Source organism: Desulfosporosinus youngiae DSM 17734 (assembly GCF_000244895.1).
Classification (GTDB): Bacteria; Bacillota; Desulfitobacteriia; order Desulfitobacteriales; family Desulfitobacteriaceae; genus Desulfosporosinus; species Desulfosporosinus youngiae.
Window position 1 is genome coordinate 5,451,126 of record NZ_CM001441.1, and the last position, 26,230, is coordinate 5,477,355.

Below are 26,230 nucleotides of genomic sequence, written 5' to 3' on the forward strand. Positions count from 1 at the left end.
TCCTTTACTTTTCAATCCAAACTTCCACTTCCCAGACCCCGAATTCCAGAGCCTCCCGTCGGTTCTCAATATAAATATCTAACCTATTCCCTCGGATTGCTCCCCCTCGATCTGTGACTGTGTACCTATTCTGCAGCTCCGGAATATAGATTTCGGTCCCGAAAGCTATCTCTGGGTCGGCAGCTATGGTCCTGCCCTCTTCAACCCGTTCCCCGCTAGCTGTTATGCCTTTTCCGTCCATCCCCGCGTCATGAGCGCTGTAGGCCGTAACAATCATGATTCGGCGTTCATGCTTTGGCGCTGCACTACGGCTAATCGGCATTGCAGGGACCGACACCGGCGGGGATTGCTTGATTGATGGCGGCAGCTCCGGGCAAATAGCATCCAGTGGAGTAAGACATAGGATCACTGCTACCAACGGGATAACAAAAATCTTTCGAACTTCTAATCACTCCTATCATGGATAGCTTTTCAACATGGGCACATACGATGGCAAACCGGCATTGTTGGTAGTCTCTCAGCCCTGTGCATCCGCCACAGGTTTGCAGGTGACTGATAAATCGTACATATAAGCTCACCGGCGCGCCCTCCCTCGCCTTGCTAAATAAGGGGTAAACAACACCGTATTAAGCCCGAGTGCCCAGCAGCCAGTCTTATCGCGTTCCCACCGGACTCCGCAGACGCGACAGCGGGCAACGGTTTTGCGCCTGCGAAAACTTATAGCCTGTCCACACAAACAAGTCGGGACCAGCATAGGGCCTCACTCCTCTGCTGCTTTTTTCTCCTCCGGGATAGCTATTTCAGACAATCTGCCGCACTCGCCGACTCTGTGAAACTGATTCGCGAAAACAAGTATTGAGTTGCGCATTTTCAGGTATTCGGCGTCATTACACTGCATAGAGCAGAGGTGGTATGCCAGTTGTGCACCTAAGCGTTTGTCAATTTTCCAGCGTAATCCACCGCATCTAAGTGGTAAGCAAGAGAAATCGAGATCGGCCCCGCTGAGATTGGCCTCGCTGAGATTGGCCTCGCTGAGATCGGCCCTGCGGAGATTGGCCCCGCTGAGATCGGCCCTGCGGAGATTGGCCCCGCTGAGATCGGCCCTGCGGAGATTGGCCCCGCTGAGATCGGCCCTGCTGAGATCGGCCTCGCTGAGATTGGCCCCGCTGAGATTGGCCCCGCTGAGATCGGCCTCGCTGAGATTGGCCCCGCTGAGATCGGCCCTGCTGAGATTGGCCCCGCTGAGATCGGCCCTGCTGAGATCGGCCTCGCTGAGATTGGCCCCGCTGAGATTGGCCCCGCTGAGATCGGCCTCGCTGAGATTGGCCCCGCTGAGATTGGCCCTGCGGAGATTGGCCCCGCTGAGATCGGCCCTGCTGAGATCGGCCTCGCTGAGATTGGCCCCGCTGAGATTGGCCCCGCTGAGATCGGCCTCGCTGAGATTGGCCCCGCTGAGATCGGCCCTGCTGAGATCGGCCTCGCTGAGATTGGCCCCGCTGAGATTGGCCCCGCTGAGATCGGCCTCGCTGAGATCGGCCCTGCTGAGATCGGCCTCGCTGAGATTGGCCCCGCTGAGATTGGCCCCGCTGAGATTGTAATCCAAAATCGCTTTTTTGCAGCCGTTTTGCAGGAGTTCCAGCACTTCGACTCTGTTAAACTCTTTTTGATGCCCGATAACCTCAAAATATTTAGCTTCGACCCAAAATGCTCCAGTTCGCCCTTTGGCGTGCTCAATGATCTTTATTTTGATTTGCTCACCGTTTACTCCAGTGACAACGCCCTTGGTCATGTTCTCATCGGTCATGCCGTACTGGATGCTTGCCTCTGGTTTCCCTTTTACAAAATCCCCAGCTTTAATATCCACATCAATTTCCTCCTCACGCGATAATCCCAGTAGCAATAAATATCCTTCGAGCTTTTAGATAGCTCCGAAATGACCTGACCGAGCCGGCAAAACTATCCAGCCCAAGCTTGTCTGGTGCATCCCCACCGGATTGTGCTATACTATGTTCAAGTGTAATTTTTAGCTGGTCTGTCGGGCATTGCCGTGCCTGGCAGATTTTTTTGTTGGCTTGCATTTAGGTCACCTCCTCCTTAGATTTGTTTTCCTTAAGAAAATCAGCCTTAATGCGCTTCTTAGGCAATCTAAGTAAAACCATTGCCCCAAAATCATCCAAACAACTTTCGCCCTCGATAGCTTCCGGAGGTACCAATATTTCGCATGTGATTCGAAAACACTTTTTGCCCTTACTCGGTGAATAAGTTGATTTGGGGTTAATTGGCGCTAAACACATGATGCTGTCAGGATATTTTTTTAGAATAACCTCTGTTACGTTTTCAGCATCCTTGGGACTAATGTCGATATGGCAAGTACTCATGGTTTCATCTCACTTTCTCCCATAGCTTCTAGGGCCCTGCGCCAGCACTCGCTACAATTAGGCGTTTCGCTACAGCCAAGGAAGTCCTGGAAGTCATCCTCCAAGCCAACCGTACTTGGGCAATGGGGTATGTTATTCATCGATTCCAGGACCTTTTCAAGCTGCAGCTTTAGGCGTTTATTTTCAGAGTTAAGTATTGAAATCTCCTTAGGGCTAAACCCTGTTTCCTCGTAGCCTGCAAGTGCTTCGAAGGACGCCTGCACACATTTAAGTGTGTTGTATGCTCCATCAATGGCCTGCTCGTGGTCCCTGACTCCGACCAAATACGGCATACCATTCTTAGGGCTCCTGGCAGTTAACCGTTCGTCCATGGTTTTCACCTCCGGTTCAAAAATCACAATACGCCTCTTCGGCCTCCCACTCAGTATGAAAATCCATTTCCGCTACCATCAGCGTTTCAAGCTGACTGATGGTCTTTTGATCAAGTCCAGCCTCCTTGGCCGCCAGGATCATGTAACCGATTGCGGCTGCGTTGGTCATGGGGGGTTCGCCTCGCTTTCACCGATACGTTCTTTGCTCTTAGCCATTGCTTCGCTTACCTTTTTGCGAACATCAATTGCGAATTCTTTATTTTCGGCTTCAACGCTATCCGCATAAGCTAAAGCTGCAACCCTAGCATTGGGGTCCTTGTCCAATCGAAGAACAAGGTAAATGCCTTCTGGGTCTACATCTTCAAAAACAGGTTCAGGAAAACAATGACATTCATCTACTGACCTTGCCGCACAATGGCATGTATATCTTTCTCCTACACATTTCTGGATTTTGTATTTGTTTTTCCAACCTCCGTTTTTGTATCCCATTGGTTTCACCCTCCCCCCTGCACTACGCAGGGATTTGCGCGTCATCAAACGTTTGCGTGGAGTAAATCGTTAAACTCAGATCGTCGCTATCATATCTAAGCCATTGCACTGTCTCGCCGTTTTTGCCCTCACGGATTGGCGTCGGGCAAATCTCTCCGCCAACAATGCGTTCGACGGCGGTGACTACTGGCATCATGTCGGCATCGGTTGTCCCGTGAACATGGATACCACAGTAATCTTGTCGTTGACTGATATTAATGCTCCCTACCTCCGGCATAGCTTTGAGTTGGAATAGGTCCAGGATCTGTTGATCTGTGAGTTGGGGCATTGGGTGCACTCTCCTTTCTGTTACAGGGTTTTCCCCCTATCTGTCGAATAGTGGTAATTGTCCGGATTTCCAAAATTCGATCATGAGAGGAGGGTTGTAATATGGTAGAGACAAGCCAAAAGATTCATGATCTCACATTGCTCTTTTTGAGCCAGAACCTAAATGCCAGCGGGTTATCCGCAGCGGAACTCACCAAATTGTACTTGGAAACCGAAAAAGAAATCTCCGCTGTTTTCAAAGAATCAAAAGGACCCGGAGTATCATTTAAACCTTAGAGGGACTTGTTATACTCAATCCCTAACGAGATGTACCTTTGAAGCCGATCATGCAATTCGTTAAGATGCGCTGGGTCGGCATTTTCTTTTATCGCTTGTACAGCTGCTTCAACCTGGTCCTGGATGACTGCTGGCAATACTTTCTTTTCTAGGTTTGCTATGCGCTCTTGAAGTTGTTTGACTTGATCTTCCATCCTTTCTCACCTCCTTTCCTTATGTGATGCCGTTTCGCTCATAGAGCTGGGACTCCGGATTGAGTAAGAGCTTGCTCATGCGCCCCTCCTCTCTCTGCCTCCTCCTTGAGTAATTGCTTAAGCACTAAACCTGCTAACAAATCGATCCCTCTTTCAGGGTTAGGGTGTGGGACGAAATTGACGGTAAGATTAACCGTGATCTCTTGTGTCTTAGGTGACATTCTCTTACTCCTCCCTTACTTATTAGCTCTTGCCCCGAGAGGCTCGCTTCTTTCTTTATCACTATTAGTTATATTATAGGGTAAAAAAATATTCTCCAATGTACAATTAAATAGTTTGGCCATTTTGATAGCAAGAGTGGGGCTTGGCTTTTTCACCCCTTCCTCCATTTGATACATCATCCCTGCACTTATTTTCAACTTTTCAGAAGCTTCTTTCGCTGTTTTAATCCCAGCCTTTGTTCTTAACTGAGTAATGTGATTTGCCATTCTCTCACCACCTTTATGGTTATTTTATAACTAAAAGAGATAATAATCAAGCGTAATTATAACCAATAGTGATTAATCGGGAGCTATTTCCTCGAGAATGCTCTATATAGCTTTATTTATCTCGATATATCACTAAAAGTTATATTGATATATTTATAACTATCGGTTATAGTTATAACCAGAGGTGATAATAATGATCGGAAGCAGGCTAAAGGAACTCCGAGCCAAAAAGCAGATTACGCAAGAAGAGTTAGGTAAAATTGCCGGGGTGACTACTTCAATGATCGGCATGTATGAGATTGATGCAAGAAAACCAAGCTTTGAAGTAATAGAAAAAATAGCTGATTATTTTAATGTTACCGTTGATTATATCTTGGGGAGGGAAAGTAGTGCTGAGAATGAAAAGTTAAAACCTCTTACCCCAAAAGAAGAAAAGGATATCGCTAAGGATCTAGAAAAAATGTTATCCAACCTAGAAAGTGAGGATTCTCTCGCTTTTATGGGTGAGCCTATGGATGATGAAACTAAAGAACTTATGAAAATATCTCTTGAAAACTCCATGCGCCTTGCAAAACAACTTGCAAAGAAAAAATTCACCCCGAAAAAGTATAAATGACGCTTTGACGGAGGCTTTACATGGATATTAAAGAAAAAGTGGACAAGCTTACACGCAGATACCATACAAATGAGCCGTTTGAAATTGCTGAACGCAAAAATATCCCCATCATCATCGAACCATTAGGCGATATCTGGGGGTATTGCCATAGTTACAAGCGAATGCAAATCATTCACCTTAACAGCGAATTGGATTATATTGATCAGCGTTTCAGCTGCGCTCATGAATTAGCACATATTATCCTTCACCCAAGGATTAATACTGGTTTCCTCCGGATGCATACCTTCTTTTCCGTCGAGCGAATCGAACGAGAGGCCAATTGCTTTGCGGTAGAATTACTTATACCAGACTCGATGATCAGATCCTATGAGCACATATCCCGATCCATCTATGAGATGGCCTCAATTTGCGGGGTGCCAGAGGAACTGGCAGATTTGAAAAAGATTGAGAATCAGCGCACTAAATTTTTTTACCCTTTTCCCTGAACATACGTTCTATTTATTGAGAAAGGAGGATACATAATGAAGAAAATTCGCATCCGCGCGGCACTCTACGCACGTTATAGCTCAGATAATCAACGTGAAGAATCTACCATAGCTCAACTTCGAGCAGGACGGGAGCATGCTAAGAAAAAAGGCTATTTAATAGTTGCCGAATATAAGGATGAAGAAATAACCGGCAGATATGATCGACGGGATGATTTTCAAAAGATGATTCGTGATGCAAAGCATGGTCTCTTTGATGTAATTATCATACACAAATTTAACCGTTTCGCTCGCAATAGGTATGACTCAGCCATATATAAGCGCATGTTAAAAAAGGCCGGAGTTCGCGTAGAAAGCGTACTACAGCCTTTAGATGATTCTCCTGAATCAATCTTATTAGAAGCTCTATTGGAAGGAATGGACGAGTATTATAGCTTAGATCTTGCCCGAGAGGTCATGAAAGGCATGTTCGAAAATGCGGAGCAGGGAATACACACTGGAGGGAGACCTCCTTATGGACTAAAAGTCAATCCAGATACTCATAAGTATGAAATTGATGAAACCAGATACAAAGCTGTCCAGATCTACTTTGAAGGACGAAAAGACGGGATATCGCGTAAAAACATTGCTGAAAAGCTTAATACTTTAGGGTATAGGACACAAACCGGGAAAAAGTTTACTAGGGACAGTTTTTATGGCTGGGATACTAATAGAAAATATAATGGTGACTACGTATTTAATGTGGCTAGTTCTAAAGATGTCGATGGCCGACGTAATACCAGCAAAAAGAAACCCATTGAAGAACAGGTTATTAAAGAGGGAATCATCCCTAAAGTCCTCGACTCTAAACTTTTCGGGGAAGTGAATGAATTGATAAAGAAGAATAAATATAAGCCTGGCCGAATGAAGGCCAAAGTAAACTATTTACTTACAGGGAAAGTCTTCTGCGGAAAATGCGGAGCATCGTACAATGGGAACTCTTATCGAAATTCTAAAAGTAAAGAAAATACCCTCTTATGTTATTATAAGTGTTCTGGAAAATGCAAAAACCCAAGTATGCGGAAGGATGATCTTGAACACATAATAATTAACCAGCTCTCCGTTCATTGTTTCTCTAAAGAAGCTATGGACAATATTGTCATAAGGGTCAAAGAACTTTATCAGGAGCGTAGAAAGGAAACTCAGGACGATATTGGTCCGATCAAGAAGGAGATAAAAGAACTTGAGTCTACTATTGAAAATTGGATGCAAGCATTAGGAAAAGGTATAAGGGGCCTTGAAGAAAGAATTGTAGAAGCTCAAAATAAAATTGATCTTTTCCATGAAGAACTGGATCATATAAATATGCTTCAAAAAGAAACAGAAATAAACGATAAAATGATTTACGACTTATTAAAAGAAAAAAAGGATGCTCTCTATTCCGATGATGAAAACGAAAAGAAGAGCATCCTTCAAGAATATGTAGATAAGGTTATAGTTAACCCTTCAGATAATATCAACACCTTTGACCTAGAAATAACCTACAGGGTTTTTAATGGTGGAGGCGAGGGGACTTGCACCCCTGTATCGAAGAACGACCACAAAAGCGTCTACGCGTGTATCCTTTATTTTAAGTTTCGCCAGTCGTGACTCCTAAAGGCCAGGATTCAGTTCAGGCTAGCTCGATAATCTTAGCTAATGTCTCCGAGCATTGACATTAGAGCGTCCTACTTAAGTGACACTCTGACCCTTCATCGTAGGTTCTGAAGGCAGAATGCTAGCGGCACTTAGGCTGCTAGAGCGTAATTGTTTTCGTTAACTATTTTTGTCCACCGTTTAACGAGACCAGGTGGAATCTCGACGCGCAACTCTTGCCACCGCTTCCCCGAGCGAGTCTAAAACGCCCCCGTAAAAATTGCTACACGCATAGTATAACACATTTACGCATAAAACAAAGATGAATATTCGTGGAATATCTAGTTTTTTATGGAAACAAGCTCAATCTAAAGTAATTGTTTTCATCAGACTATTTTACACTAACTCGCATCCAAAGTACGGATGAACTTTATCTCCATCGATTGTGCGGCAAAATATAACCGGGTTTTCGACAGTTGCCAACTAAATAATTATAGCAAAGCCGCTTACCAGCGGCTTTTTTGGTGTCAAATCCCAAAAAATATGTGTTGTATGCTGTTGTATGCAATGATATAATAAGTCTATGAAATTATATTATGACAAACGCTCAAAAGATCCTATTTACTATGTCCAACAAGGCTTTAGAAATGGAAAAAAAACAACCACAAAAAATGTTGCTAAAATTGGGAAACATTCTGATCTCTTGAAAATTACAAGTGATCCTCTAACTTATGCAAAGGAACAGATACAGAAGTATAACGATGAACGGAAGAACAACAAGGTCTCAATGGAGGTGGTTATCGATTTTGATGAAACGATCAAATCAAGCAATGACCTTGTCTCTTCAAGTAACCAGGTGAACATAGGGTACTTTATTCTGCAGAAGATATACCACGATCTTAAACTAAACACCTTTTTCAAGCACGTTACTTCCGATTCAAAGATGACCTTTGATCCGAACCTCGTCAACCGCTTTTTGACCTATGCAAGAATTCTTGAACCAGATTCAAAGCTCGGTACCTATGACCATCTTCACAGGTACTATGAACGTCCCGCTTTTGATTATGTCCACATACTTCGTACCATGGATATCCTTGAGCAGCATTATGATGACTATATCGCCCACTTATTTAAGCATAGCCATGACATTGTACCCCGTGACACTTCCGTCTGTTACTTTGACTGTTCCAATTACTATTTTGAAATTGAAGGCGATGATGACGACTATATTGACGAGGTGACCGGTGAGATCTTAAAAGGCTTGCGGAAATACGGCCCTTCAAAAGAGCACAGGCCCAATCCTATTGTAGAAATGGGGCTGTTCATGGATTCTCGTGGTATCCCGATTTCCATGTGTATCAACTCCGGTTCGGACAATGAACAAACCTGTGCTATTCCCCTTGAAACGAAAATGGCCCAGATGTTGGATGGCAAAAAATTTATTTACTGTGCCGATGCAGGCCTGGGCTCAATGAATATTCGGAAATTCAATTCCATGGGAGGACGATCCTTCATTGTGACCCAGTCCATCAAAGAGTTGTCAGACACGCTTAAAAAAGCGGTTTTTAATGATTATGACTATCGGCTTCTATCCAATGACCAACCCGTCACCCTTGAAGAAATGAAGACATTTGATAAGAAGGATGAACGAAATCTGGAACGATATAACAATCGTGCTTATAAAATGGTGGAAGCAGATAAGGCGATCGATCTTGGATTCTATGACGAGAAGGTCTTGAAAAATGGCAAGATAAAAAAAGTCAAATCCAAAGCGATTGTAAAACAGAAGCTTATCATCACCTTTTCAAGGAAAATGATGGAATACCAACGATATATAAGAAACAAACAGATCGCACGGGCAAAAAAGATTCTAACCAGCAACGATCCTGAATCCATAAAAAAAGGTCCCCATGATGTTACGCGTTTCATTAAAAGAACCTCACGATCAACATCCGGAGATAACGTTACAGACTTCTACTCGATTGACCAGAGTGTCATTGAGGAAGAAGAAAAATACGATGGCTATTATGCTATAGCCACCAATCTAGATGACGATGCTAAAACCATTATTGATATAAGTTTTAAACGATACAAGATCGAAGACTGCTTCAGAATCATGAAAACAAACCTCTCAGCTCGCCCCGTTCATCACCGCAACAGAGAAAGAATCATCGCTCACTTTATGATCTGCTATACGGCTCTCCTTATTTATCGACTTCTCGAGGCAAAGCTTGATGATTATGGAACGCACTTCACCACAGACAACATCATTGAAACACTAAAGAACATGGAAGTCGTCAACGTGCAGGATATGTATTATCAATCAACCTACAATGGATCTCAGGCATGTACTGCCTTAAATGCTGTGTTTGCTCTTGCATTAGACAAAAAGTTTTACCAACCTAAAGAACTCAATAAAAAATTAAAAAATTTTACCATAGGCATTTCCATACAACATTTTACGAACACAAAAAAGAGACTGTAAACCGCACAGATGAGCGGTTACAGCCTCTTTAATTTATTCCAAACTGTCGAAAACGGGATAGTATAACACATTTACGCATAAAACAAAGATGAATATTCGTGGAATATCTAGTTTTTTATGGAAACAAGCTCAATCTCAAGTAATTGTTTTCATCAGACTATTTACACTAACTCGCTCGCATCCAAAGTACGGATGAGCTTTATCTCTATCGATTGTGCGGCAAAATATAACCCTATCAGCCAAATCCATCGTTTATCCGCTGATTAGTATTAGATTCATCCGTTTAAGTTTATTAGATATCAGGCAAAAGGCAAACGTTAAATAAAGAAACGAAAAGAAACTTTTTAGTAGGCTTTATTGCGATCTCTCAGCGCCCGCTCTATATCACGTTTACCTTCACGTTCAGCAAGAGCCTGACGTTTGTCATAATTTTTCTTTCCTTGACCAACCGCCAATTCGACTTTTGCCATTCCTTTCTTCAGATAAATCTTAATCGGGATCAAGGTTAATCCTTGCTGCTGAATTTTACCAATTAACTTATTTATTTCAGAACGGTGAAGCAACAGTTTGCGTGGCCGAAGCGGATCATGATTGAAGCGGTTTCCCTGTTCATAAGGGCTGATATGCATCTGGTGAACCCAAACTTCTCCATTGTCCAAACGTGCATAACTATCTTTTAAATTCACTCGCCCGTTACGAATGGATTTAATCTCTGTTCCGGTAAGAATGATCCCTGCCTCCACTCTATCTTCGATATAATAATCGTGGAAGGCTTTTCGATTTTCGGAAATTACTTTGATCCCTCCAGAAGGCATTACGACTCCTCCTCTCATCCAGAGTTTCAGTATAACACGATTTACCTATTATAACCAGGGATTATGACTCCAATTATAATCCAGATACTCCGGATACTCTTTACACAAACTCGCTGCCCAAAATCCTTCAGGCTTAAGTATTACCTATAATTCCAAGGCCTCCGATATCCCCTGCATCGCTTCCAGACCAAATCCCAGGAACTCCTCCAAGGTAAGTCCTAGTTCGCTGCAGCTGAGAATCTGCTGCCGATTGGCACCCTTGGCAAATGCTTTCTGATCGAACTTCTTGCGCAGGAAGGGAACATCCACACCTGCCAGCTTTTTATCCGGCCTGATCAGCGCACCGGCGACAACGAGGCCCGTCATAGGATCAGTTGCATAGAGAGCCTTATCTAATAACGAGTTACGCGGAAGGCCATGTCGTTCATTATGAACTTTCACAGCATAGACAAGCTCGTCCGGAAACCCCATTTTCTCTAAAATTTCAGCCCCTTTAAGGGAGTGTACCTCGGGCTGTTCCTTTGTATCCTCATAATCGATGTCATGGAGAAGCCCTGCCATCCCCCACAAATCCGGGTCCTGATCAAAATGCTTAGCCAAACGAATCAGGACTACTTCTGTTGAAATCATATGTTTCAGCAAGTTTTTATTATCTACATACTTCGTTAATTCAGCATAAGCTTCTTCCCTTGTCATCATATCCATCCTACTCTCTTTCGTATAAAAACTTTTTTAAATAAAATACTAAAAACCCTCAATCCCACTCTGAGATGAACGCCAATTGGCATTCTGGTCTTTGCCTAATCTCTATATCTTAACAAATCCATTATTTCCGAATTATATCCCCTTAAACCCTGCGGCCCCGTGATTTATCACTATAAGACTCCCTTCGCCGCAGACTGCCGGAGAAAATCATGAACTTTAAGTGTGACCTCTTCCCGCTCTGGACCAAGTGTTAAAATGTGCCCAGAGTTTTCCCAATAGATAACTTCGGGGTTAACCTGCTCGATTTTCTTCCTGATAATTTGAACACTGCTTGGATTCACTGTGAAATCCTTCCTACTTTGCATCAATAATGCCGGGCAATTAATCAAATGAAGTTTACTGCGTACCTGACGAATTCCCCTGTTCAATGAAACCAGGCCATCCACTGGTATCCGGTCATAAACAAACCGCTCGGTTATTGGTTGTGATTTGGATTCTAATGCTGCCTGATCAGAGGTTGACTTACCAACAAACTTTATAAACGGTCTGACTAGTCGGGCAAAGCGAGTTCTTCGATCAGCAAGCACCATCGGCGCGTTCATAGAGATTAACCCATCGATTAAACCGAGAGTCGCCAGATGAAGGGTCAAAAGACCTCCCATAGACAGTCCAATCCCAACCACTGTGTTGCAGGACTCCCTTAGTTTTCTCACACCGCCTTCTGCGTCTCTTGCCCAATCTTCCCAACCCTTTTTTGCCATTTCTTCAGGAGTTGTTCCATGTCCTGAGAGAAGTATCCCAAGGACTGTCCAGCCAAACTTGGCCAAGCCTTCACCCAACAGGCGCATTTCCGAGGGAGATCCCGAAAAACCATGAATGAGTAAACACCCAACACGGTTTCCAGGAAAATGAAAGGGCTCGACTAACCGTCTTTGCAGTTTCATCTAAACACCCCCTAAGTTGCTATACTATTCCTTATTCAATATCGTAAACTATCGATTTCGAACATTCAATTATTTATAGTTAGTATCAACTGACGTTCAGCCATGATCTCCCGAAACCCTTGCTATTGCTGGATTTCCTTAAAAAGCACCTAAATGTAGCCTAGACCTTCCGCAGAGTTTAAGCCCGCTTGTAGCAAAGCCCTTTCAGGCCGGAAATAAAGGTTGGCTAAACTCCAGTAAAAGGGCGCTGTTTCCTTCCAAACAAAGAATAGCACAGAAGGACACCTCGTATGAAGTGCCCTTCCTTAATTTTGCTTTATTAGCGTAAAAGTAGAGTAAGAGCCGCAATGACCAACCTCAATTGCTATGTCATTATTAAGAACTACCCAATACTCTCTTCAGACTTAGCCAAGCATAGCTAGACCCAAGGAACTCAGCAAAAAGACACCCGCTAAAACCCCCGTGAGTTTGGCGAATAATTCATCCATACCCTTCTTTTTACCAAAGATGGCCTCGCCAGCGCCGGTAATAGCTCCTGATAATCCTGCACTTCTGCCGGACTGCAGTAACACAGTCGCAACAAGTCCTAATGAACTGAGGATTAAAAGAATGACTAACGCAATTTGCAAATAACTCACCCCCTAAGATAACCCATCGTCATATATCACTACAACCTTGTAAATTATCAATAGGCTCATTTTAACACAAAGCTCCTTAAAACTCAATAAACCTTGAATCTTGCGCTATCCTGTGCTATCTCTAATCCTATCTGGCTAATGCCTTACGGCCGCGATACGGGTTTTCGACAGTTGCCAACTAAATAATTATAGCAAAGCCGCTTACCAGCGGCTTTTTTGGTGTCAAATCCCAAAAAATATGTGTTGTATGCTGTTGTATGCAATGATATAATAAGTCTATGAAATTATATTATGACAAACGCTCAAAAGATCCTATTTACTATGTCCAACAAGGCTTTAGAAATGGAAAAAAAACAACCACAAAAAATGTTGCTAAAATTGGGAAACATTCTGATCTCTTGAAAATTACAAGTGATCCTCTAACTTATGCAAAGGAACAGATACAGAAGTATAACGATGAACGGAAGAACAACAAGGTCTCAATGGAGGTGGTTATCGATTTTGATGAAACGATCAAATCAAGCAATGACCTTGTCTCTTCAAGTAACCAGGTGAACATAGGGTACTTTATTCTGCAGAAGATATACCACGATCTTAAACTAAACACCTTTTTCAAGCACGTTACTTCCGATTCAAAGATGACCTTTGATCCGAACCTCGTCAACCGCTTTTTGACCTATGCAAGAATTCTTGAACCAGATTCAAAGCTCGGTACCTATGACCATCTTCACAGGTACTATGAACGTCCCGCTTTTGATTATGTCCACATACTTCGTACCATGGATATCCTTGAGCAGCATTATGATGACTATATCGCCCACTTATTTAAGCATAGCCATGACATTGTACCCCGTGACACTTCCGTCTGTTACTTTGACTGTTCCAATTACTATTTTGAAATTGAAGGCGATGATGACGACTATATTGACGAGGTGACCGGTGAGATCTTAAAAGGCTTGCGGAAATACGGCCCTTCAAAAGAGCACAGGCCCAATCCTATTGTAGAAATGGGGCTGTTCATGGATTCTCGTGGTATCCCGATTTCCATGTGTATCAACTCCGGTTCGGACAATGAACAAACCTGTGCTATTCCCCTTGAAACGAAAATGGCCCAGATGTTGGATGGCAAAAAATTTATTTACTGTGCCGATGCAGGCCTGGGCTCAATGAATATTCGGAAATTCAATTCCATGGGAGGACGATCCTTCATTGTGACCCAGTCCATCAAAGAGTTGTCAGACACGCTTAAAAAAGCGGTTTTTAATGATTATGACTATCGGCTTCTATCCAATGACCAACCCGTCACCCTTGAAGAAATGAAGACATTTGATAAGAAGGATGAACGAAATCTGGAACGATATAACAATCGTGCTTATAAAATGGTGGAAGCAGATAAGGCGATCGATCTTGGATTCTATGACGAGAAGGTCTTGAAAAATGGCAAGATAAAAAAAGTCAAATCCAAAGCGATTGTAAAACAGAAGCTTATCATCACCTTTTCAAGGAAAATGATGGAATACCAACGATATATAAGAAACAAACAGATCGCACGGGCAAAAAAGATTCTAACCAGCAACGATCCTGAATCCATAAAAAAAGGTCCCCATGATGTTACGCGTTTCATTAAAAGAACCTCACGATCAACATCCGGAGATAACGTTACAGACTTCTACTCGATTGACCAGAGTGTCATTGAGGAAGAAGAAAAATACGATGGCTATTATGCTATAGCCACCAATCTAGATGACGATGCTAAAACCATTATTGATATAAGTTTTAAACGATACAAGATCGAAGACTGCTTCAGAATCATGAAAACAAACCTCTCAGCTCGCCCCGTTCATCACCGCAACAGAGAAAGAATCATCGCTCACTTTATGATCTGCTATACGGCTCTCCTTATTTATCGACTTCTCGAGGCAAAGCTTGATGATTATGGAACGCACTTCACCACAGACAACATCATTGAAACACTAAAGAACATGGAAGTCGTCAACGTGCAGGATATGTATTATCAATCAACCTACAATGGATCTCAGGCATGTACTGCCTTAAATGCTGTGTTTGCTCTTGCATTAGACAAAAAGTTTTACCAACCTAAAGAACTCAATAAAAAAATTAAAAAAATTTTACCATAGGCATTTCCATACAACATTTTACGAACACAAAAAAGAGACTGTAAACCGCACAGATGAGCGGTTACAGCCTCTTTAATTTATTCCAAACTGTCGAAAACGGGATTTTAACACAAAGCTCCTTAAAACTCAATAAACCTTGAATCTTGCGCTATCCTGTGCTATCTCTAATCCTATCTGGCTAATGCCTTACGGCCGCGATACACTGCGCTTTCTCCAAGTTCTTCTTCAATTCTAAGCAGCTCGTTATACTTAGCAACCCGCTCCGTCCGTGCCGGAGCGCCGGTTTTAATCATGCCTGCATTAACAGCTACCGCAATATGAGCCAGGGTAACATCTTCCGTCTCACCGGAACGATGAGAAACGACCGATGTATAACCTGCGCGCTTAGCCATTTCAATGGCATCCAGAGTCTCAGTCAGAGTTCCGATTTGGTTAGGCTTAATAAGAATTGAGTTGGCACAGTTTTCCTTGATCCCACGGGCTAAACGTACTGGATTGGTTACAAATAAATCGTCCCCAATCAGCTGAACCCGGTCTCCCAGGCGCTTAGTCAGGTTGCTCCAGCCTTCCCAGTCCTCTTCCGACAGACCGTCTTCAATGGAAAGAATGGGGTAACGGTCGATCAAGCCCTCATAGTAATCAATCATCTCATCCGAGGTTTTCTTGAGCCCTTCCCCTGCTAAGTTATAAGTTCCATTTTCATAGAGTTCCGTCGCCGCCACATCCAGGGCCAACGCTACATCTTCACCCGGCTGATACCCTGCCCTTTGAATGGCATCGACGATACAAAGCAAGGCATCTTCATTGGACTCCAGGCTCGGGGCGAACCCCCCTTCATCCCCGATTGCCGTGGCAAGGGATTTTTCCTTAAGAACCGCTTTCAGGCTATGGTATACTTCTGTACCCATGCGCAGAGCCTCAGCAAAGCTCGATGCTCCAACGGGCATAATCATAAATTCTTGGATATCCACATTGTTATCGGCATGTTTCCCGCCGTTTAAGATATTCATCAGCGGCACGGGGAGCTCTTTGGCATTTACTCCTCCTAAATATTGATAAAGAGGAATACCCAGCGATTCTGCCGCGGCTTTAGCTGTTGCCAAAGATACTCCGAGAATCGCATTGGCCCCTAGTTTGCCCTTGTTTTCCGTTCCATCAAGCTCGATCAAAACCCGATCTAAGCCGGGCTGGTCAAAGGGATTCAAACCCTCTACTTCAGGGCCGATGGTTACATTGACATTCTCAACCGCCTGCAAAACCCCTTTACCCATATAACGGGTCTCATCTTTATCCCTGAGTTCAACTGCTTCAAAGGCTCCTGTGGAAGCACCTGAAGGAACGGCCGCACGCCCTATAATCCCATCGGTAAGAACGACATCGACTTCTACGGTTGGATTCCCCCTCGAATCCAGAATCTCGCGTGCATAAACATCTGTAATAAAGCTCATTGATCAATGTCCCCCTTTTTTATTAGAAATCCTGCTCAGGAGTTCTAGCTAAATTAGATATACTTACCTCTTATACTAAAACTAATAGTTAGGGTCTGCCGTTAACTATTGATTCCCCTTAAGACTTAAGCCTCCAACAGGGATTTTCCCGTCATTTCCTTGGGTACAGGAATCTGCAGCAATTTAAGAACCGTGGGCGCAACATCACAGAGCGCTCCATCGCTCCGCAATCCTTGCCCTTTTAACCGATTATCGACCAAGATAAACGGTACACAGTTGCACGAATGCGCTGTTATGGGAAACAATGTTTTGGGATCTATCTTTTCTTCGGCATTCCCGTGGTCTGCAGTTACGATGAGAGTGCCGTTCATTTTCTGAAGCTCCTCATAAATCTGCCCCAGACACTGGTCCACCGCTTCCACTGCTTTGACAGTTGCCTCAAAAACACCTGTATGCCCTACCATATCCGGGTTGGCGAAGTTCAGAATGATCACATCATAGTCTGATTCGCGAAGCTGTTCGAGGACGGTTTGGGTTATTTCCCCGGCGCTCATCTCTGGCTGCAGATTGTAAGTAGCGACTTTTGGCGAAGGGATAAGGATTCGCTCCTCCTTAGGATAGGGTTCTTCAAGTCCGCCATTAAAGAAGAAAGTTACGTGAGCATATTTTTCTGTCTCGGCAATTCTCAGCTGCTTTAATCCGTTATCTGAAAGCACTTCGCCCAGCGTGTTGTCTAAATCCTGCTGAGGAAAGGCCACGGAGGCGCAAATCGTTTCATCGTACTGAGTCATACACACAAAGTGGACCTTTGGCCGGTCAGGTCGTTCAAATCCCGGGAATTCCTCGTCGACAAAGGCCCGTGTGATTTCCCGTGCGCGATCAGAACGGAAATTATAGAAAATAACCGTATCCCCTTCTTGAACCCGGCCCACTGGGTCCCCTTCTTGATCATCAATCACGGTAGGCAGCACGAATTCATCCGTCACCCGCGTATCATAAGAAAACTCCACCGCTGACAGCGCACCGGCCGCATGCTTTCCTTCGCCATTGACAATCGCCTTATAGCCTTTTTCTAAACGCTCCCAGCGTTCGTCCCGGTCCATAACGTAGTATCTGCCGCTGACTGAGGCAATTTTCCCTATGCCCAGCTCGTTCATTTTTTCTTCGAGTTGAAGAATGTAATCTTTGGCACTCTGAGGCAAGACGTCTCGGCCATCGAGAATAACGTGGACATACACCGTTTGTAACCCCTGGCTTTTAGCCATCTCCAACAGAGCAAATAAGTGCTCGATATGAGAATGAACCCCTCCATCCGAGAGTAAGCCCATCAGATGAAGTCCTTTATTATGTAGCCGGGCATGCTCCATTCCCTCGCGCAGGACGGAGTTCTCAAATATCCTGCCGTCTTGAATCGACTTAAAGATACGAGTCAACTCCTGATAAACGACCCGCCCCGCTCCCATATTCAGGTGCCCGACTTCTGAATTTCCCATTTGGCCGCTCGGCAATCCCACAGCCTCACCCGATGCCTGAAGAGTGGTGTAAGGGTATTCCTTTTCCAGACGTTGAAAGTTGGGTATCTTCGCTTGGGCAATGGCATTTCCTTCGCTAATGTCCCGACAACCCCAGCCATCGAGAATCATCAGGAAAAGTGGTTTGGCAACCTCCATGACTATATCCCTTCTACGCGGGCCGCCAGAGGACCTGCGTTTTTGATTAACTTTGCAAACTGCAGCGGATCAAGACTGGCTCCTCCGACCAGGGCCCCATCAACATCCGGCTCCGTCATCAGCTCGGCAATATTTTCTGCCTTGACACTTCCCCCATAGAGTATGGGTACTTTCTCAGCAGCCATTCCCATACGTTCTGTCAGAGTGGCACGAATCGAAGCGCACATTTCCTGAGCATCTTTGCTGGATGCCGTTTTCCCCGTGCCAATCGCCCAGATGGGTTCATAGGCAATGATTATCCGGCTTAACTCGTCCGCCGATAAGCCGGCAAGTGCCCGGGTCACTTGCCCCTGGACTCTCTCCACAGCCTTCCCTTCTTCGCGTAAGCTCAAGTTCTCTCCGCAGCAAAGGATTGGGGTTAATCCCGCCCTCAGTGCCTGCTGTACCTTCCTGGCAATTTCCTCATCGGTTTCCCCGAACATCTCCCGCCGCTCTGAGTGACCGAGGATTACATATGTACAAGCGACATCCAGCAGCATCTGAGCCGAGATTTCACCCGTATAAGCACCTTGGTCCGCCCAGGCCATGTTTTGAGCGCCCAGGTGAACAATACTTTCTTCCAATTCATTTTTTAAAGCAGAAAGGGCTGTAAATGGAGCACACAGGACAATATCGATGTCTGTAACATCTTTAACCTCATCCAGGAACTTCACGGCATAGTCCTCTGCTTCATGAACTGTTTTAAACATTTTCCAATTGCCGGCGATAACCGGTCGTCGATCAGCCAATTTGTTCTTACCCCCTTATTGCGAGGCACGATGTTCGATGCGCGATGCGCGACATCCAAACTTCACTGACCTCAAATAACCTTTAGTATCCTGAAAAAGTTTATTTCATTCTTTATGGTGCCAAGCCCAAAAGCGTCTTTCTCCGCTTCGAACCCCGCTTACCCCTTGTCCTGAAGAGCCGCAACACCTGGCAGCACTTTTCCTTCCAGAAACTCAAGGGATGCTCCTCCCCCTGTTGAAATATGGGTCATCCGATCCGCCACACTCATTTTCTCTACCGCGGCTACGGAATCTCCGCCGCCAACAATCGTGGTCCCACCGCAAGCGGCTACTGCCTGAGCAACTCGCTCAGTTCCTTTAGCGAAGGCGTCCATTTCAAAGACACCCATTGGACCGTTCCAGATCACAGTGCGGGCAGCCGCAACAAGGGCTTCAAATTTCCCGGCACTGGCCGGTCCTATATCTAAGGCCATTTCATCTTCTCCAATTTCAGACACGTTTACTGTACGATGAGGTGCATCCGCCTGGAAAGCCGGTGCCACAACCACATCAATTGGCAGTTCTAACTTGACCCGTTTAGTTTTTGCTTTCTCAATGAGATGCTTTGCCAGCTCCACTTTTTCCTCTTCGAGAAGGGATTTTCCCACGTTAAAGCCTTGTGCCTTAAGGAAGGTATTGGCCATCCCTCCGCCTATGATCAAAGCGTCCACCTTTTCCAAAAGATTATCGATAACCCCGATCTTATCGCTCACTTTAGCACCGCCAATAATAGCTACAAAGGGCCGTTCCGGATGTTCCAAAGCATTGCCCATGAACTCGACTTCTTTTTGCATTAATAAACCGCAAACAGCTGGAATGTAGTGGGTAACCCCTTCAGTAGATGCATGAGCACGGTGAGCGGTTCCAAAGGCATCATTGACAAACAGCTCTGCCAACCCAGCTAATTCTTTGGCAAAGGCGGGGTCATTTTTCTCTTCTTCAGCATGGAAGCGGACATTTTCCAATAAAAGGACCTGCCCATCTTGCAGCTTGTTGACGGCCTCCATTGCCACATCCCCTACACAGTCTGTGGCAAAGGATATTTCTTGGGCCAACTGACTGCTTAGATGCTTGGCAACGGGTTCTAATGAGTACTTCGGATTAACCTTTCCCTTGGGACGCCCCAGGTGAGAAGCCAGAATGACTCGCGCGCCTTCTCTGATCAGATGCAAAATAGTAGGCAACGCTGCTTGGATACGTTTATCATTGGTAATGTGTCCTTGCTCATCTAAGGGCACATTAAAATCCACTCGGACAAGTACACGTTTCCCACGTACCTCCGCATCGTTTACACTCTTTTTATTCACACAAAAAATCCCCTTTCACTTGACCCAAGGGTTTAATCTTACTTCGGATTTGATCCATCATTTCTTTACTTACCTTAGTATACCGAGAAACGAAATTTACTACTCTCCCAAGTTTCAAAAACTCCCTATCTACCTCATTTAATTCCGGGCTTGTTCACTACTTCTCCATAAAGTTGCCATTTCCTGCCCGAACAAGACACTTTCCTTCCTCATATTAAGAAACTTGGCTGACGCCCACACACACGAAGACACTGTCGACCCACGGGTTAGCTTATCGTAACGAAGACACTGTCGACCCACGGGTTAACTTATCGTGAAAGCTCCAGGCAATGGCGGCAGCCTCAGTTGCACTAATGCGCTGACTATAGCTGAGCAGCACTCGTGTCGTCATGCCTGATGAGCAGTAACTTTCCAGAGAGTATGAACGATAAGTTATTCTTCCTGCCCTGAAAAAGACCCCAAAATTACGCAGCAAACAAAGCTCAGACCCGCAAGCAGGGCAGCTTCGTCCACAGAAGCGAACCCATTGCATGGAGAGGCAGTAAAAGCCCACAAGACGGTGCGGGGAAACGAAGCCACGGGTTCACATCAGGTACTACCCAGAGGTTTGGCACGAAAATGTCCGGTGGACATTTTCGCTGAAGCGGCTATCCCCAAAGAATACTTATCCGCTGAAGATCGTCCCGCACCGGCGAGTGGGCGAGCCTCGGAGTGCTGCGGTACGAAGACACTGTCTTCGCACGAATTAACTAATCTTGCACGGATGTAGACGAAGCTGCCCGACCCAAGCGCACTCTCGTTTTCATCCTCTACTGGTGTCACCTTAGCGGCATGGGCGGCTGACCGGGTATTACAATATACTGACTGTCCCCTCATAAATTACTCCCGCAAAGGCATCTACCGTAATCCTCTGTCCATCACCTATGATTGCCGTTGCTTCTGCTAAGCCTATAACAGCCGGTATGCCGTATTCTAAAGCCGCGATGGCCCCATGAGAGGTTAAGCCGGCCTCTTCAATGACTAACCCTCCTGCTTTAGCAATCAGCGGAACATAGCGGGCATCCGTCGATCTGGCTACTAGAATATCCCCTATCTCAAAGGAATCCTGCTCAGGCAAATGGACTATCCGAGCAGTCCCTGTATAGGACTTTTTGCCAATACCCATCCCCTTGGCCAAGATCCCGCCTGCCACCTGGACTTTGATCATATTAGTTGTGCCGGCTTTGCCAACGGGAACTCCTGCCGTAATCACCACAATATCCCCTGTCTTGATGTACTTTTTGCCAAGTGCCGCCGTCACTGCGACTGACAATAACTGATCCGTCCCAAGGCTTTCCTGAACCACAAGGGATTCAACCCCCCACTGCAAAGCGAGTTTTCGAGCAACTTCCGGAAAGGGAGTAGCTGCCACGATCAGTGACTTAGGACGATATTTGGAAATCATCCGGGCAGTCAGTCCGGATTGGGTAGGAGTTATAATGGATGTCGCCTTAAGGTCGCCGGCGATACTATAACTCGCGTAGCTGATGGACTCCGCGACATTAAGCTGGGGATGACGAGTTGCCTTTGTTTCCAAAAGGGTTGTTTCGGCACGCTGAGCGATTTTATCCATGACTTTTATTGCCTCAATGGGAAATTGTCCGGCAGCCGTTTCGCCTGATAGCATAATGGCATCCGCTCCATCCAAAATGGCATTCGCCACATCACTTGCCTCCGCTCGCGTAGGCCGTGGCTGCCGCATCATGGAATCCAGCATTTGGGTAGCTACAATGACCGGCTTGCCAAGCAGGTTGCATTTTTGAATCATTTCTTTCTGATAAACAGGGACATCTTCAACCGGAACCTCCACCCCTAAATCCCCTCGGGCAACCATTAGCCCATCGGCAACCTCCAAAATAGAGTCCAAATTATTAATTCCCTCTTGGCTCTCAATCTTAGCAATGATGTGTACCGTTGCTCCCATTTCTTCAACAATTTGCCGCACAGCTAAGATATCAGACGCTTTACGGGTAAACGAAGCCGCAATAAAATCAATTCCTTGGGTAACGCCGAAACGAATATCTTCAATATCCTTTTCCGTAACACCAGGCAGTTTAATCGAGACTCCCGGAACATTAACTCCCTTTTGTGATTTTAAGACCCCTCCATGACACACCCTCGTTAGAATCTCTTCTTTCCGTACCGACACAACCTCTAAATCCAATTGTCCATCATCAATTAATATATGCGTCCCCGGAACAACATCATGCCATAATTCAGGATAAGTTATTCCTACTCTTTCCGAAGAACCAAGAGCAGCTTTCGTATCCAAAATAAACTCTGCACCATTGGCCAGGGTAATTCCTGACTCCGGTACCATACCTGTCCGAATTTCCGGCCCTTTAGTGTCTAATAAAATTCCAAGATGTTTACCCGCCTTCGCGGCTTCCTCCTTTAACACACCTATGCGCAGCCCATGTTCTTCATGAGTTCCATGGGAAAAATTCAGGCGGGCGACATTTATGCCCGCCGTTAATAATTGTTGAATTTTGTCTCTCGATTCGCTGGCCGGACCAATCGTACCTATAATTTTTGTCCTTCGCATTTACGATCCCTTCCTTACCCCATTTGGGATTAGCCTCGTTCTAATTTTCACATTTACACCCGCCATAATAGCCCTTAAATCCCCTCTTCCACAAATGGGGCCAATGTCTATTCGGCCTTACAAGCCTTTCAGGACAATCAGCTTGACTAAATCCAAAATTCGGTTGGAATAACCCCATTCATTATCATACCAAGCCAGCACTTTGACCATACGCTCTCCCATCACCATGGTTGATAGACCATCCACAATGGAACTGGCCGGGTTGCCATTAAAGTCACGAGAAACGAGGGGTAATTCTGTGTACTCCAGGTATCCCTTCAATTTCCCCTCCGCGGCTTGACGTAAGGCAGAGTTAATTTCTTCTTTGCTGGTTGGCTTCGTTAAATTAGCCACAAAATCGACTAGAGATACATTTGGGGTGGGAACTCTGACGGCTAGCCCATTCAATTTTCCCGCCAATTCCGGAATGACCAATGCAACGGCTTTGGCTGCACCCGTGGTGGTCGGAATCATGGATTGATAGGCCGCCCGGGATCTGCGCCAATCGGAATGATCGAGGTCCAGAATTCGTTGATCATTCGTGACAGAATGAGTGGTAGTGATCATCCCTTGTTCAATTCCGAACCCATCCAATAGGACTTTAACTACGGGTGCCAGACAGTTTGTTGTACAAGACGCGTTAGAAATAACATGGTGCTTAAGCGGATCGTATAAATCATCGTTGACTCCCATGACAATCGTAATATCTTCGTTTTTAGCCGGAGCGGAAATAACGACTTTTTTGGCCCCAGCCGTCAGATGCTGAGCAGCGGCATCCCGTTTCGTAAAACGCCCGGTTGACTCGATGACAATATCCACTCCCAGCTTGGCCCATGGTAAATCTGCAGGATTTCGCTCCGCTAAGATTTCAATTTGTTTCCCATCAATCATCATCATACGTCCGTCTATTTCCACTGAGTTGGGGAGAATTCCGTGCACAGAATCATACTTAAACAAATGAGCTAATAAATCCGGACTTCCTAAATCATTAATAGCCACCACTTCAAAGGGCATAGTTTGATTCAGAATGGCACGTAATGTCAGCCGGCCAATCCTGCCAAATCCATTAATTGCTACACGAACACTCATAAAAATGACCTCCCTCAATAATAAGTTTTTCTCGCTTATACTCCTTGTAAGCTCCGGACTCTCGGCATTAACCGAGGCGGGTGGAACATAACAGCCTATGCTCTGCCATTTTTAGCTTAGAACTCGAATTGTTTGCTGCGATAGGCCTTGAGATACTTAACACAAAAATCATCCCGGCCGGCCAGCGTCTCCGCCGTAATCAAGCTTGCCATCATCATTTTGTCCAGAGGATTAATAATCAGACCATCCAACCCTTTGCCAATGGCCATTATGGCGAATACATGATTCATGAATTTCCGTTCCGGCAGGCCATAGGATATATTAGACAGCCCGCACATTGTATGAACCCCTTTAAAACGTGTCATAATGGCGTCAACTGAATTAATAAATTCTATCGCGTAGGTACTGTTTGTGGAGATCGGCTGAACCAAAGGATCTACATAAATGTTATCCAGGGGCACATTATTTTGTACCAGTCCGTTTATAAGTTTGTCGGCAATTCTCAACCGGTCATTCATGGTTTCAGGCATACCTTCATCACTCATACAAAGTGCCACAACTTTTAAATCTGTGCCTGCAACGATAGGAATCAACTCATCATAACGTTCTTTCTCCAAGGAAATCGAGTTAATCATGGCGACACCTTTGTGTACGGACAAAGCCGCCTCAATGGCCTTTGGATCAGGGCTGTCAATACAGCAGGGACAATCAACCGCTTCCTGAACAGTTTTCACTAACCAACTCAGATATTCAGGCTCCTTACCAACAAAGATACCGGCATTGACATCAATATAATTTGACCCGGCCTCGAATTCTTCCTTAGCTACCTTTTGGATATAACCCAGGTCTTGAGCTTTGATAGCCTCTCCTATGGCTTTACGACTGGCATTAATTAATTCTCCGACAATGATCATTTTCTTTCCTCCTCAACAGCCTTGTAATTCAGCTTTTATACCCGTTTCGTATCTTCTCTTTCCTATAACATTGCTAAGATCGCCATAACTACCTCAACCTTCAGCGCCTATTACCGCCGGGCTCAGGAGAGTCCGTATCCCTCCAGGAAGTACCAGATCGGATGGCGCACTTGCACTCCGGTCCCGTGTGCTATCTGGATGTTACAGGTTCCACATTCGGTGATGATCTCCTTGAAATCGGAGGTCTGCACTCCACTCTTCACTTTATCAAATAAAGGCTTGCCGATTTGCATTCCTGCAGCATAGTTTTCTTCTTTAAAACTGTAGCTGCCCGATAAGCCGCAGCACCCGCTGTCCAGATCCTTCACCTTAAAACCCGAAATTAAATGCAATAACCGCACAACCGGAGTTCCGATGCCCTGAGCTTTGAGATGGCATGGAACATGATAACCAACAATGTTGGCGGACGGTCGGAAATCTTGGCGGAGCTGCCCTTTCAGGTAAAGGTTCCATAAAAATTCAAATAAATCATAGGTTTTAGCAGTGATCATCTTCGCTCCGGGACTGCTATATTTGGGGTATTCCTGTTTCAAACTCAAAGTGCAGCTCGGACAAGAAGCAATAACCGGAATTCCCTGTTCCAAATAGGGAGCAAATAACCGCAGATTATGCAAGGCATTAGCTTCTGCCTGAGAAAACTGATCATTGGATTGCAAGGGGACCCCACAACAACGGAACCTCGGAGTCAGAACAGAAAAACCATTATGCTCTAAAACCTTAACTACGGCTTTGGCCGTCAGGGCATCATTATAGGTCGAATAACATCCCGGGAAATAGATCACTCGCTTGGGGTTAAGACCAATCTTGGACTTCATCGCAAATTTTCGATGATACTCTGGCAAGGGGGCATTTCGTCCGATTCCCAGAGACTTTTCCATCAACACCCGGACTATTTTTTTCTTGAGAACAAAATTCGTAACTGGAGCATAAACCGTCCCCAACATGCCTAAATATTCTGCCCTTCCCAGTACCAGGGCACGGAGACGATAGCGCAGACTCTTCTTCTTTGTTCCTGAAATGAACCCCTTGCGACGCGCCTCCATAATCAGATCAGTTATGTTAACACTGGAAGGGCAGGTGATCTCACAGGTTTTGCAATTGGAGCACGCTGCTAGAACTAATGGATCAAAATAAATTCCTTCCAGGCGTAATCGTTCGGCGTCCGGCCCGGCGGCCTTCGGACCCGGAAATAAGGTATTAACCCTTGCTACGGGGCACTCTGCTGTACAGGCGCTGCACTTCAGGCAAGCGTCCAATTTTTCTGCCCGGTAAACTGCTTCCATTAATTCTCCGCTCATCTCTCCCCTTCTTTCCATCCCATCAATTCAA

30 protein-coding genes, 1 other RNA gene and 1 pseudogene are annotated in these 26,230 nt (G+C 45.1%); 7 read left to right on the forward strand and 25 right to left on the reverse strand.

Annotated elements, in window-relative coordinates; translation table 11 throughout:
* Positions 1–4: 4 nt before the first annotated feature.
* The 9 genes from DESYODRAFT_RS25415 to DESYODRAFT_RS25450 all read right to left on the reverse strand — a co-directional run bounded on the left by DESYODRAFT_RS25415 (position 5) and on the right by DESYODRAFT_RS25450 (position 3,566).
* Positions 5–322 (reverse strand): 3D domain-containing protein, encoded by a 318-nt coding sequence (locus DESYODRAFT_RS25415; protein WP_042339153.1) that lies wholly within the window; start codon positions 320–322, stop codon positions 5–7.
* The gene (locus DESYODRAFT_RS25420) at positions 312–578 is read right to left on the reverse strand and encodes a hypothetical protein (protein ID WP_007787444.1); all 267 of its coding nucleotides are present in this window, start codon (positions 576–578) and stop codon (positions 312–314) included. The genes DESYODRAFT_RS25415 and DESYODRAFT_RS25420 overlap by 11 nt, the downstream gene beginning before the upstream one ends.
* A 182-nt stretch (positions 579–760) precedes the next feature.
* Positions 761–1,864 (reverse strand): pentapeptide repeat-containing protein, encoded by a 1,104-nt coding sequence (locus DESYODRAFT_RS26805; RefSeq protein WP_007787448.1) that lies wholly within the window; start codon positions 1,862–1,864, stop codon positions 761–763.
* Between the two features lie 13 nt (positions 1,865–1,877).
* Complete coding sequence (locus DESYODRAFT_RS25430) at positions 1,878–2,078, reverse strand: hypothetical protein (RefSeq protein WP_007787449.1); 201 nt, start codon at positions 2,076–2,078, stop codon at positions 1,878–1,880.
* Complete coding sequence (locus DESYODRAFT_RS25435; RefSeq protein ID WP_007787450.1) at positions 2,079–2,378, reverse strand: hypothetical protein; 300 nt, start codon at positions 2,376–2,378, stop codon at positions 2,079–2,081.
* Positions 2,375–2,776, reverse strand: coding sequence for a hypothetical protein (locus DESYODRAFT_RS25440; RefSeq protein WP_042339154.1), 402 nt, complete (start codon positions 2,774–2,776; stop codon positions 2,375–2,377). The genes DESYODRAFT_RS25435 and DESYODRAFT_RS25440 overlap by 4 nt, the downstream gene beginning before the upstream one ends.
* Positions 2,766–2,918, reverse strand: a complete 153-nt coding sequence (locus DESYODRAFT_RS28870) for a hypothetical protein (protein ID WP_007787454.1) — start codon at positions 2,916–2,918, stop codon at positions 2,766–2,768. Before DESYODRAFT_RS28870 ends, DESYODRAFT_RS25440 begins: the two co-directional genes overlap by 11 nt.
* Complete coding sequence (locus DESYODRAFT_RS25445; RefSeq protein WP_007787455.1) at positions 2,915–3,238, reverse strand: hypothetical protein; 324 nt, start codon at positions 3,236–3,238, stop codon at positions 2,915–2,917. Before DESYODRAFT_RS25445 ends, DESYODRAFT_RS28870 begins: the two co-directional genes overlap by 4 nt.
* Positions 3,239–3,260: 22 nt before the next feature.
* Positions 3,261–3,566, reverse strand: a complete 306-nt coding sequence (locus DESYODRAFT_RS25450; RefSeq protein WP_007787457.1) for a hypothetical protein — start codon at positions 3,564–3,566, stop codon at positions 3,261–3,263.
* A gap of 101 nt (positions 3,567–3,667) precedes the next feature.
* On the opposite strand from DESYODRAFT_RS25450, the gene DESYODRAFT_RS28535 reads away from it, so the two are divergent.
* The gene (locus tag DESYODRAFT_RS28535) at positions 3,668–3,841 is read left to right on the forward strand and encodes a hypothetical protein (RefSeq protein WP_007787459.1); all 174 of its coding nucleotides are present in this window, start codon (positions 3,668–3,670) and stop codon (positions 3,839–3,841) included.
* On the opposite strand, the gene DESYODRAFT_RS25455 is transcribed toward DESYODRAFT_RS28535, so the two are convergent.
* From DESYODRAFT_RS25455 to DESYODRAFT_RS25465, 3 genes are read right to left on the reverse strand one after another with little or no spacing between them, the layout of a single operon-like run.
* The gene (locus DESYODRAFT_RS25455; protein WP_007787460.1) at positions 3,838–4,035 is read right to left on the reverse strand and encodes a DUF1421 domain-containing protein; all 198 of its coding nucleotides are present in this window, start codon (positions 4,033–4,035) and stop codon (positions 3,838–3,840) included. The two genes, DESYODRAFT_RS28535 and DESYODRAFT_RS25455, sit on opposite strands and share 4 nt — an antisense overlap.
* Positions 4,036–4,073: 38 nt before the next feature.
* Positions 4,074–4,256 carry a hypothetical protein gene (locus DESYODRAFT_RS25460; protein WP_007787462.1) on the reverse strand — a complete coding sequence of 61 codons (183 nt, stop codon included), beginning with the start codon at positions 4,254–4,256 and terminating at the stop codon, positions 4,074–4,076.
* A gap of 15 nt (positions 4,257–4,271) precedes the next feature.
* Positions 4,272–4,523: a helix-turn-helix transcriptional regulator gene (locus tag DESYODRAFT_RS25465; protein WP_007787463.1), complete on the reverse strand. Its 252-nt coding sequence runs from the start codon at positions 4,521–4,523 to the stop codon at positions 4,272–4,274.
* A gap of 193 nt (positions 4,524–4,716) precedes the next feature.
* Between DESYODRAFT_RS25465 and DESYODRAFT_RS25470 the strand changes: the two genes are divergently transcribed.
* From DESYODRAFT_RS25470 to DESYODRAFT_RS30045, 3 genes and pseudogenes are all read left to right on the forward strand, one after another.
* Positions 4,717–5,139: a helix-turn-helix domain-containing protein gene (locus DESYODRAFT_RS25470; protein WP_007787464.1), complete on the forward strand. Its 423-nt coding sequence runs from the start codon at positions 4,717–4,719 to the stop codon at positions 5,137–5,139.
* A 20-nt stretch (positions 5,140–5,159) separates the two neighbouring features.
* Complete coding sequence (locus tag DESYODRAFT_RS25475; protein ID WP_007787465.1) at positions 5,160–5,624, forward strand: ImmA/IrrE family metallo-endopeptidase; 465 nt, start codon at positions 5,160–5,162, stop codon at positions 5,622–5,624.
* Between the two features lie 36 nt (positions 5,625–5,660).
* Positions 5,661–6,662, forward strand: a pseudogene (locus DESYODRAFT_RS30045) (recombinase family protein); the annotation flags it as partial.
* A gap of 497 nt (positions 6,663–7,159) precedes the next feature.
* Here DESYODRAFT_RS30045 and ssrA read toward each other — a convergent pair.
* Positions 7,160–7,511: a transfer-messenger RNA gene (gene ssrA, locus DESYODRAFT_RS27735) on the reverse strand.
* A 310-nt stretch (positions 7,512–7,821) separates the two neighbouring features.
* Here ssrA and DESYODRAFT_RS25485 point away from each other — a divergent pair.
* The gene (locus DESYODRAFT_RS25485) at positions 7,822–9,723 is read left to right on the forward strand and encodes an IS1634 family transposase (RefSeq protein ID WP_007787467.1); all 1,902 of its coding nucleotides are present in this window, start codon (positions 7,822–7,824) and stop codon (positions 9,721–9,723) included.
* 344 nt (positions 9,724–10,067) lie between these two features.
* Here the strand turns inward: DESYODRAFT_RS25485 and smpB are convergent, their stop codons facing one another.
* The 4 genes from smpB to secG form a co-directional block, all read right to left on the reverse strand.
* Positions 10,068–10,538 carry an SsrA-binding protein SmpB gene (gene smpB, locus DESYODRAFT_RS25490; RefSeq protein WP_007787468.1) on the reverse strand — a complete coding sequence of 157 codons (471 nt, stop codon included), beginning with the start codon at positions 10,536–10,538 and terminating at the stop codon, positions 10,068–10,070.
* A gap of 144 nt (positions 10,539–10,682) precedes the next feature.
* The gene (locus DESYODRAFT_RS25495; RefSeq protein WP_042340128.1) at positions 10,683–11,234 is read right to left on the reverse strand and encodes an HDIG domain-containing metalloprotein; all 552 of its coding nucleotides are present in this window, start codon (positions 11,232–11,234) and stop codon (positions 10,683–10,685) included.
* A gap of 179 nt (positions 11,235–11,413) precedes the next feature.
* A complete protein-coding gene (locus tag DESYODRAFT_RS25500; protein ID WP_007787471.1) occupies positions 11,414–12,187 on the reverse strand; it encodes an alpha/beta hydrolase in 774 nt (257 codons plus the stop codon).
* A gap of 404 nt (positions 12,188–12,591) precedes the next feature.
* On the reverse strand, positions 12,592–12,816 hold the full coding sequence (secG, locus tag DESYODRAFT_RS25505) for a preprotein translocase subunit SecG (protein ID WP_007787473.1): 225 nt from the start codon (positions 12,814–12,816) through the stop codon (positions 12,592–12,594).
* Between the two features lie 287 nt (positions 12,817–13,103).
* Here secG and DESYODRAFT_RS25510 point away from each other — a divergent pair, with 287 nt between their 5' ends.
* Positions 13,104–14,963: an IS1634 family transposase gene (locus tag DESYODRAFT_RS25510; protein ID WP_007787474.1), complete on the forward strand. Its 1,860-nt coding sequence runs from the start codon at positions 13,104–13,106 to the stop codon at positions 14,961–14,963.
* A 170-nt stretch (positions 14,964–15,133) separates the two neighbouring features.
* Here the strand turns inward: DESYODRAFT_RS25510 and eno are convergent, their stop codons facing one another.
* The 4 genes from eno to DESYODRAFT_RS25530 form a co-directional block, all read right to left on the reverse strand.
* Positions 15,134–16,411: a phosphopyruvate hydratase gene (gene eno, locus DESYODRAFT_RS25515; RefSeq protein ID WP_007787475.1), complete on the reverse strand. Its 1,278-nt coding sequence runs from the start codon at positions 16,409–16,411 to the stop codon at positions 15,134–15,136.
* Between the two features lie 125 nt (positions 16,412–16,536).
* Positions 16,537–18,081 carry a 2,3-bisphosphoglycerate-independent phosphoglycerate mutase gene (gene gpmI, locus DESYODRAFT_RS25520; RefSeq protein WP_007787476.1) on the reverse strand — a complete coding sequence of 515 codons (1,545 nt, stop codon included), beginning with the start codon at positions 18,079–18,081 and terminating at the stop codon, positions 16,537–16,539.
* Positions 18,082–18,083: 2 nt separating this feature from the next.
* Positions 18,084–18,869: a triose-phosphate isomerase gene (gene tpiA, locus DESYODRAFT_RS25525; protein ID WP_007787477.1), complete on the reverse strand. Its 786-nt coding sequence runs from the start codon at positions 18,867–18,869 to the stop codon at positions 18,084–18,086.
* A 158-nt stretch (positions 18,870–19,027) separates the two neighbouring features.
* On the reverse strand, positions 19,028–20,215 hold the full coding sequence (locus DESYODRAFT_RS25530) for a phosphoglycerate kinase (RefSeq protein ID WP_007787478.1): 1,188 nt from the start codon (positions 20,213–20,215) through the stop codon (positions 19,028–19,030).
* A gap of 526 nt (positions 20,216–20,741) precedes the next feature.
* On the opposite strand from DESYODRAFT_RS25530, the gene DESYODRAFT_RS27740 reads away from it, so the two are divergent.
* On the forward strand, positions 20,742–20,984 hold the full coding sequence (locus DESYODRAFT_RS27740; RefSeq protein WP_083842220.1) for a hypothetical protein: 243 nt from the start codon (positions 20,742–20,744) through the stop codon (positions 20,982–20,984).
* A gap of 81 nt (positions 20,985–21,065) precedes the next feature.
* Here the strand turns inward: DESYODRAFT_RS27740 and pyk are convergent, their stop codons facing one another.
* The 4 genes from pyk to DESYODRAFT_RS25555 all read right to left on the reverse strand — a co-directional run bounded on the left by pyk (position 21,066) and on the right by DESYODRAFT_RS25555 (position 26,199).
* A complete protein-coding gene (pyk, locus tag DESYODRAFT_RS25540; RefSeq protein WP_007787482.1) occupies positions 21,066–22,799 on the reverse strand; it encodes a pyruvate kinase in 1,734 nt (577 codons plus the stop codon).
* Between the two features lie 117 nt (positions 22,800–22,916).
* Positions 22,917–23,927 carry a type I glyceraldehyde-3-phosphate dehydrogenase gene (gene gap, locus DESYODRAFT_RS25545; protein WP_007787483.1) on the reverse strand — a complete coding sequence of 337 codons (1,011 nt, stop codon included), beginning with the start codon at positions 23,925–23,927 and terminating at the stop codon, positions 22,917–22,919.
* A 116-nt stretch (positions 23,928–24,043) separates the two neighbouring features.
* Positions 24,044–24,841, reverse strand: coding sequence for a methyltetrahydrofolate cobalamin methyltransferase (locus DESYODRAFT_RS25550; protein WP_007787484.1), 798 nt, complete (start codon positions 24,839–24,841; stop codon positions 24,044–24,046).
* Positions 24,842–24,963: 122 nt separating this feature from the next.
* Entirely contained in the window at positions 24,964–26,199 is a 1,236-nt protein-coding gene (locus DESYODRAFT_RS25555) for an anaerobic glycerol-3-phosphate dehydrogenase subunit C (protein ID WP_007787485.1), read from the reverse strand.
* Positions 26,200–26,230: the final 31 nt, after the last annotated feature.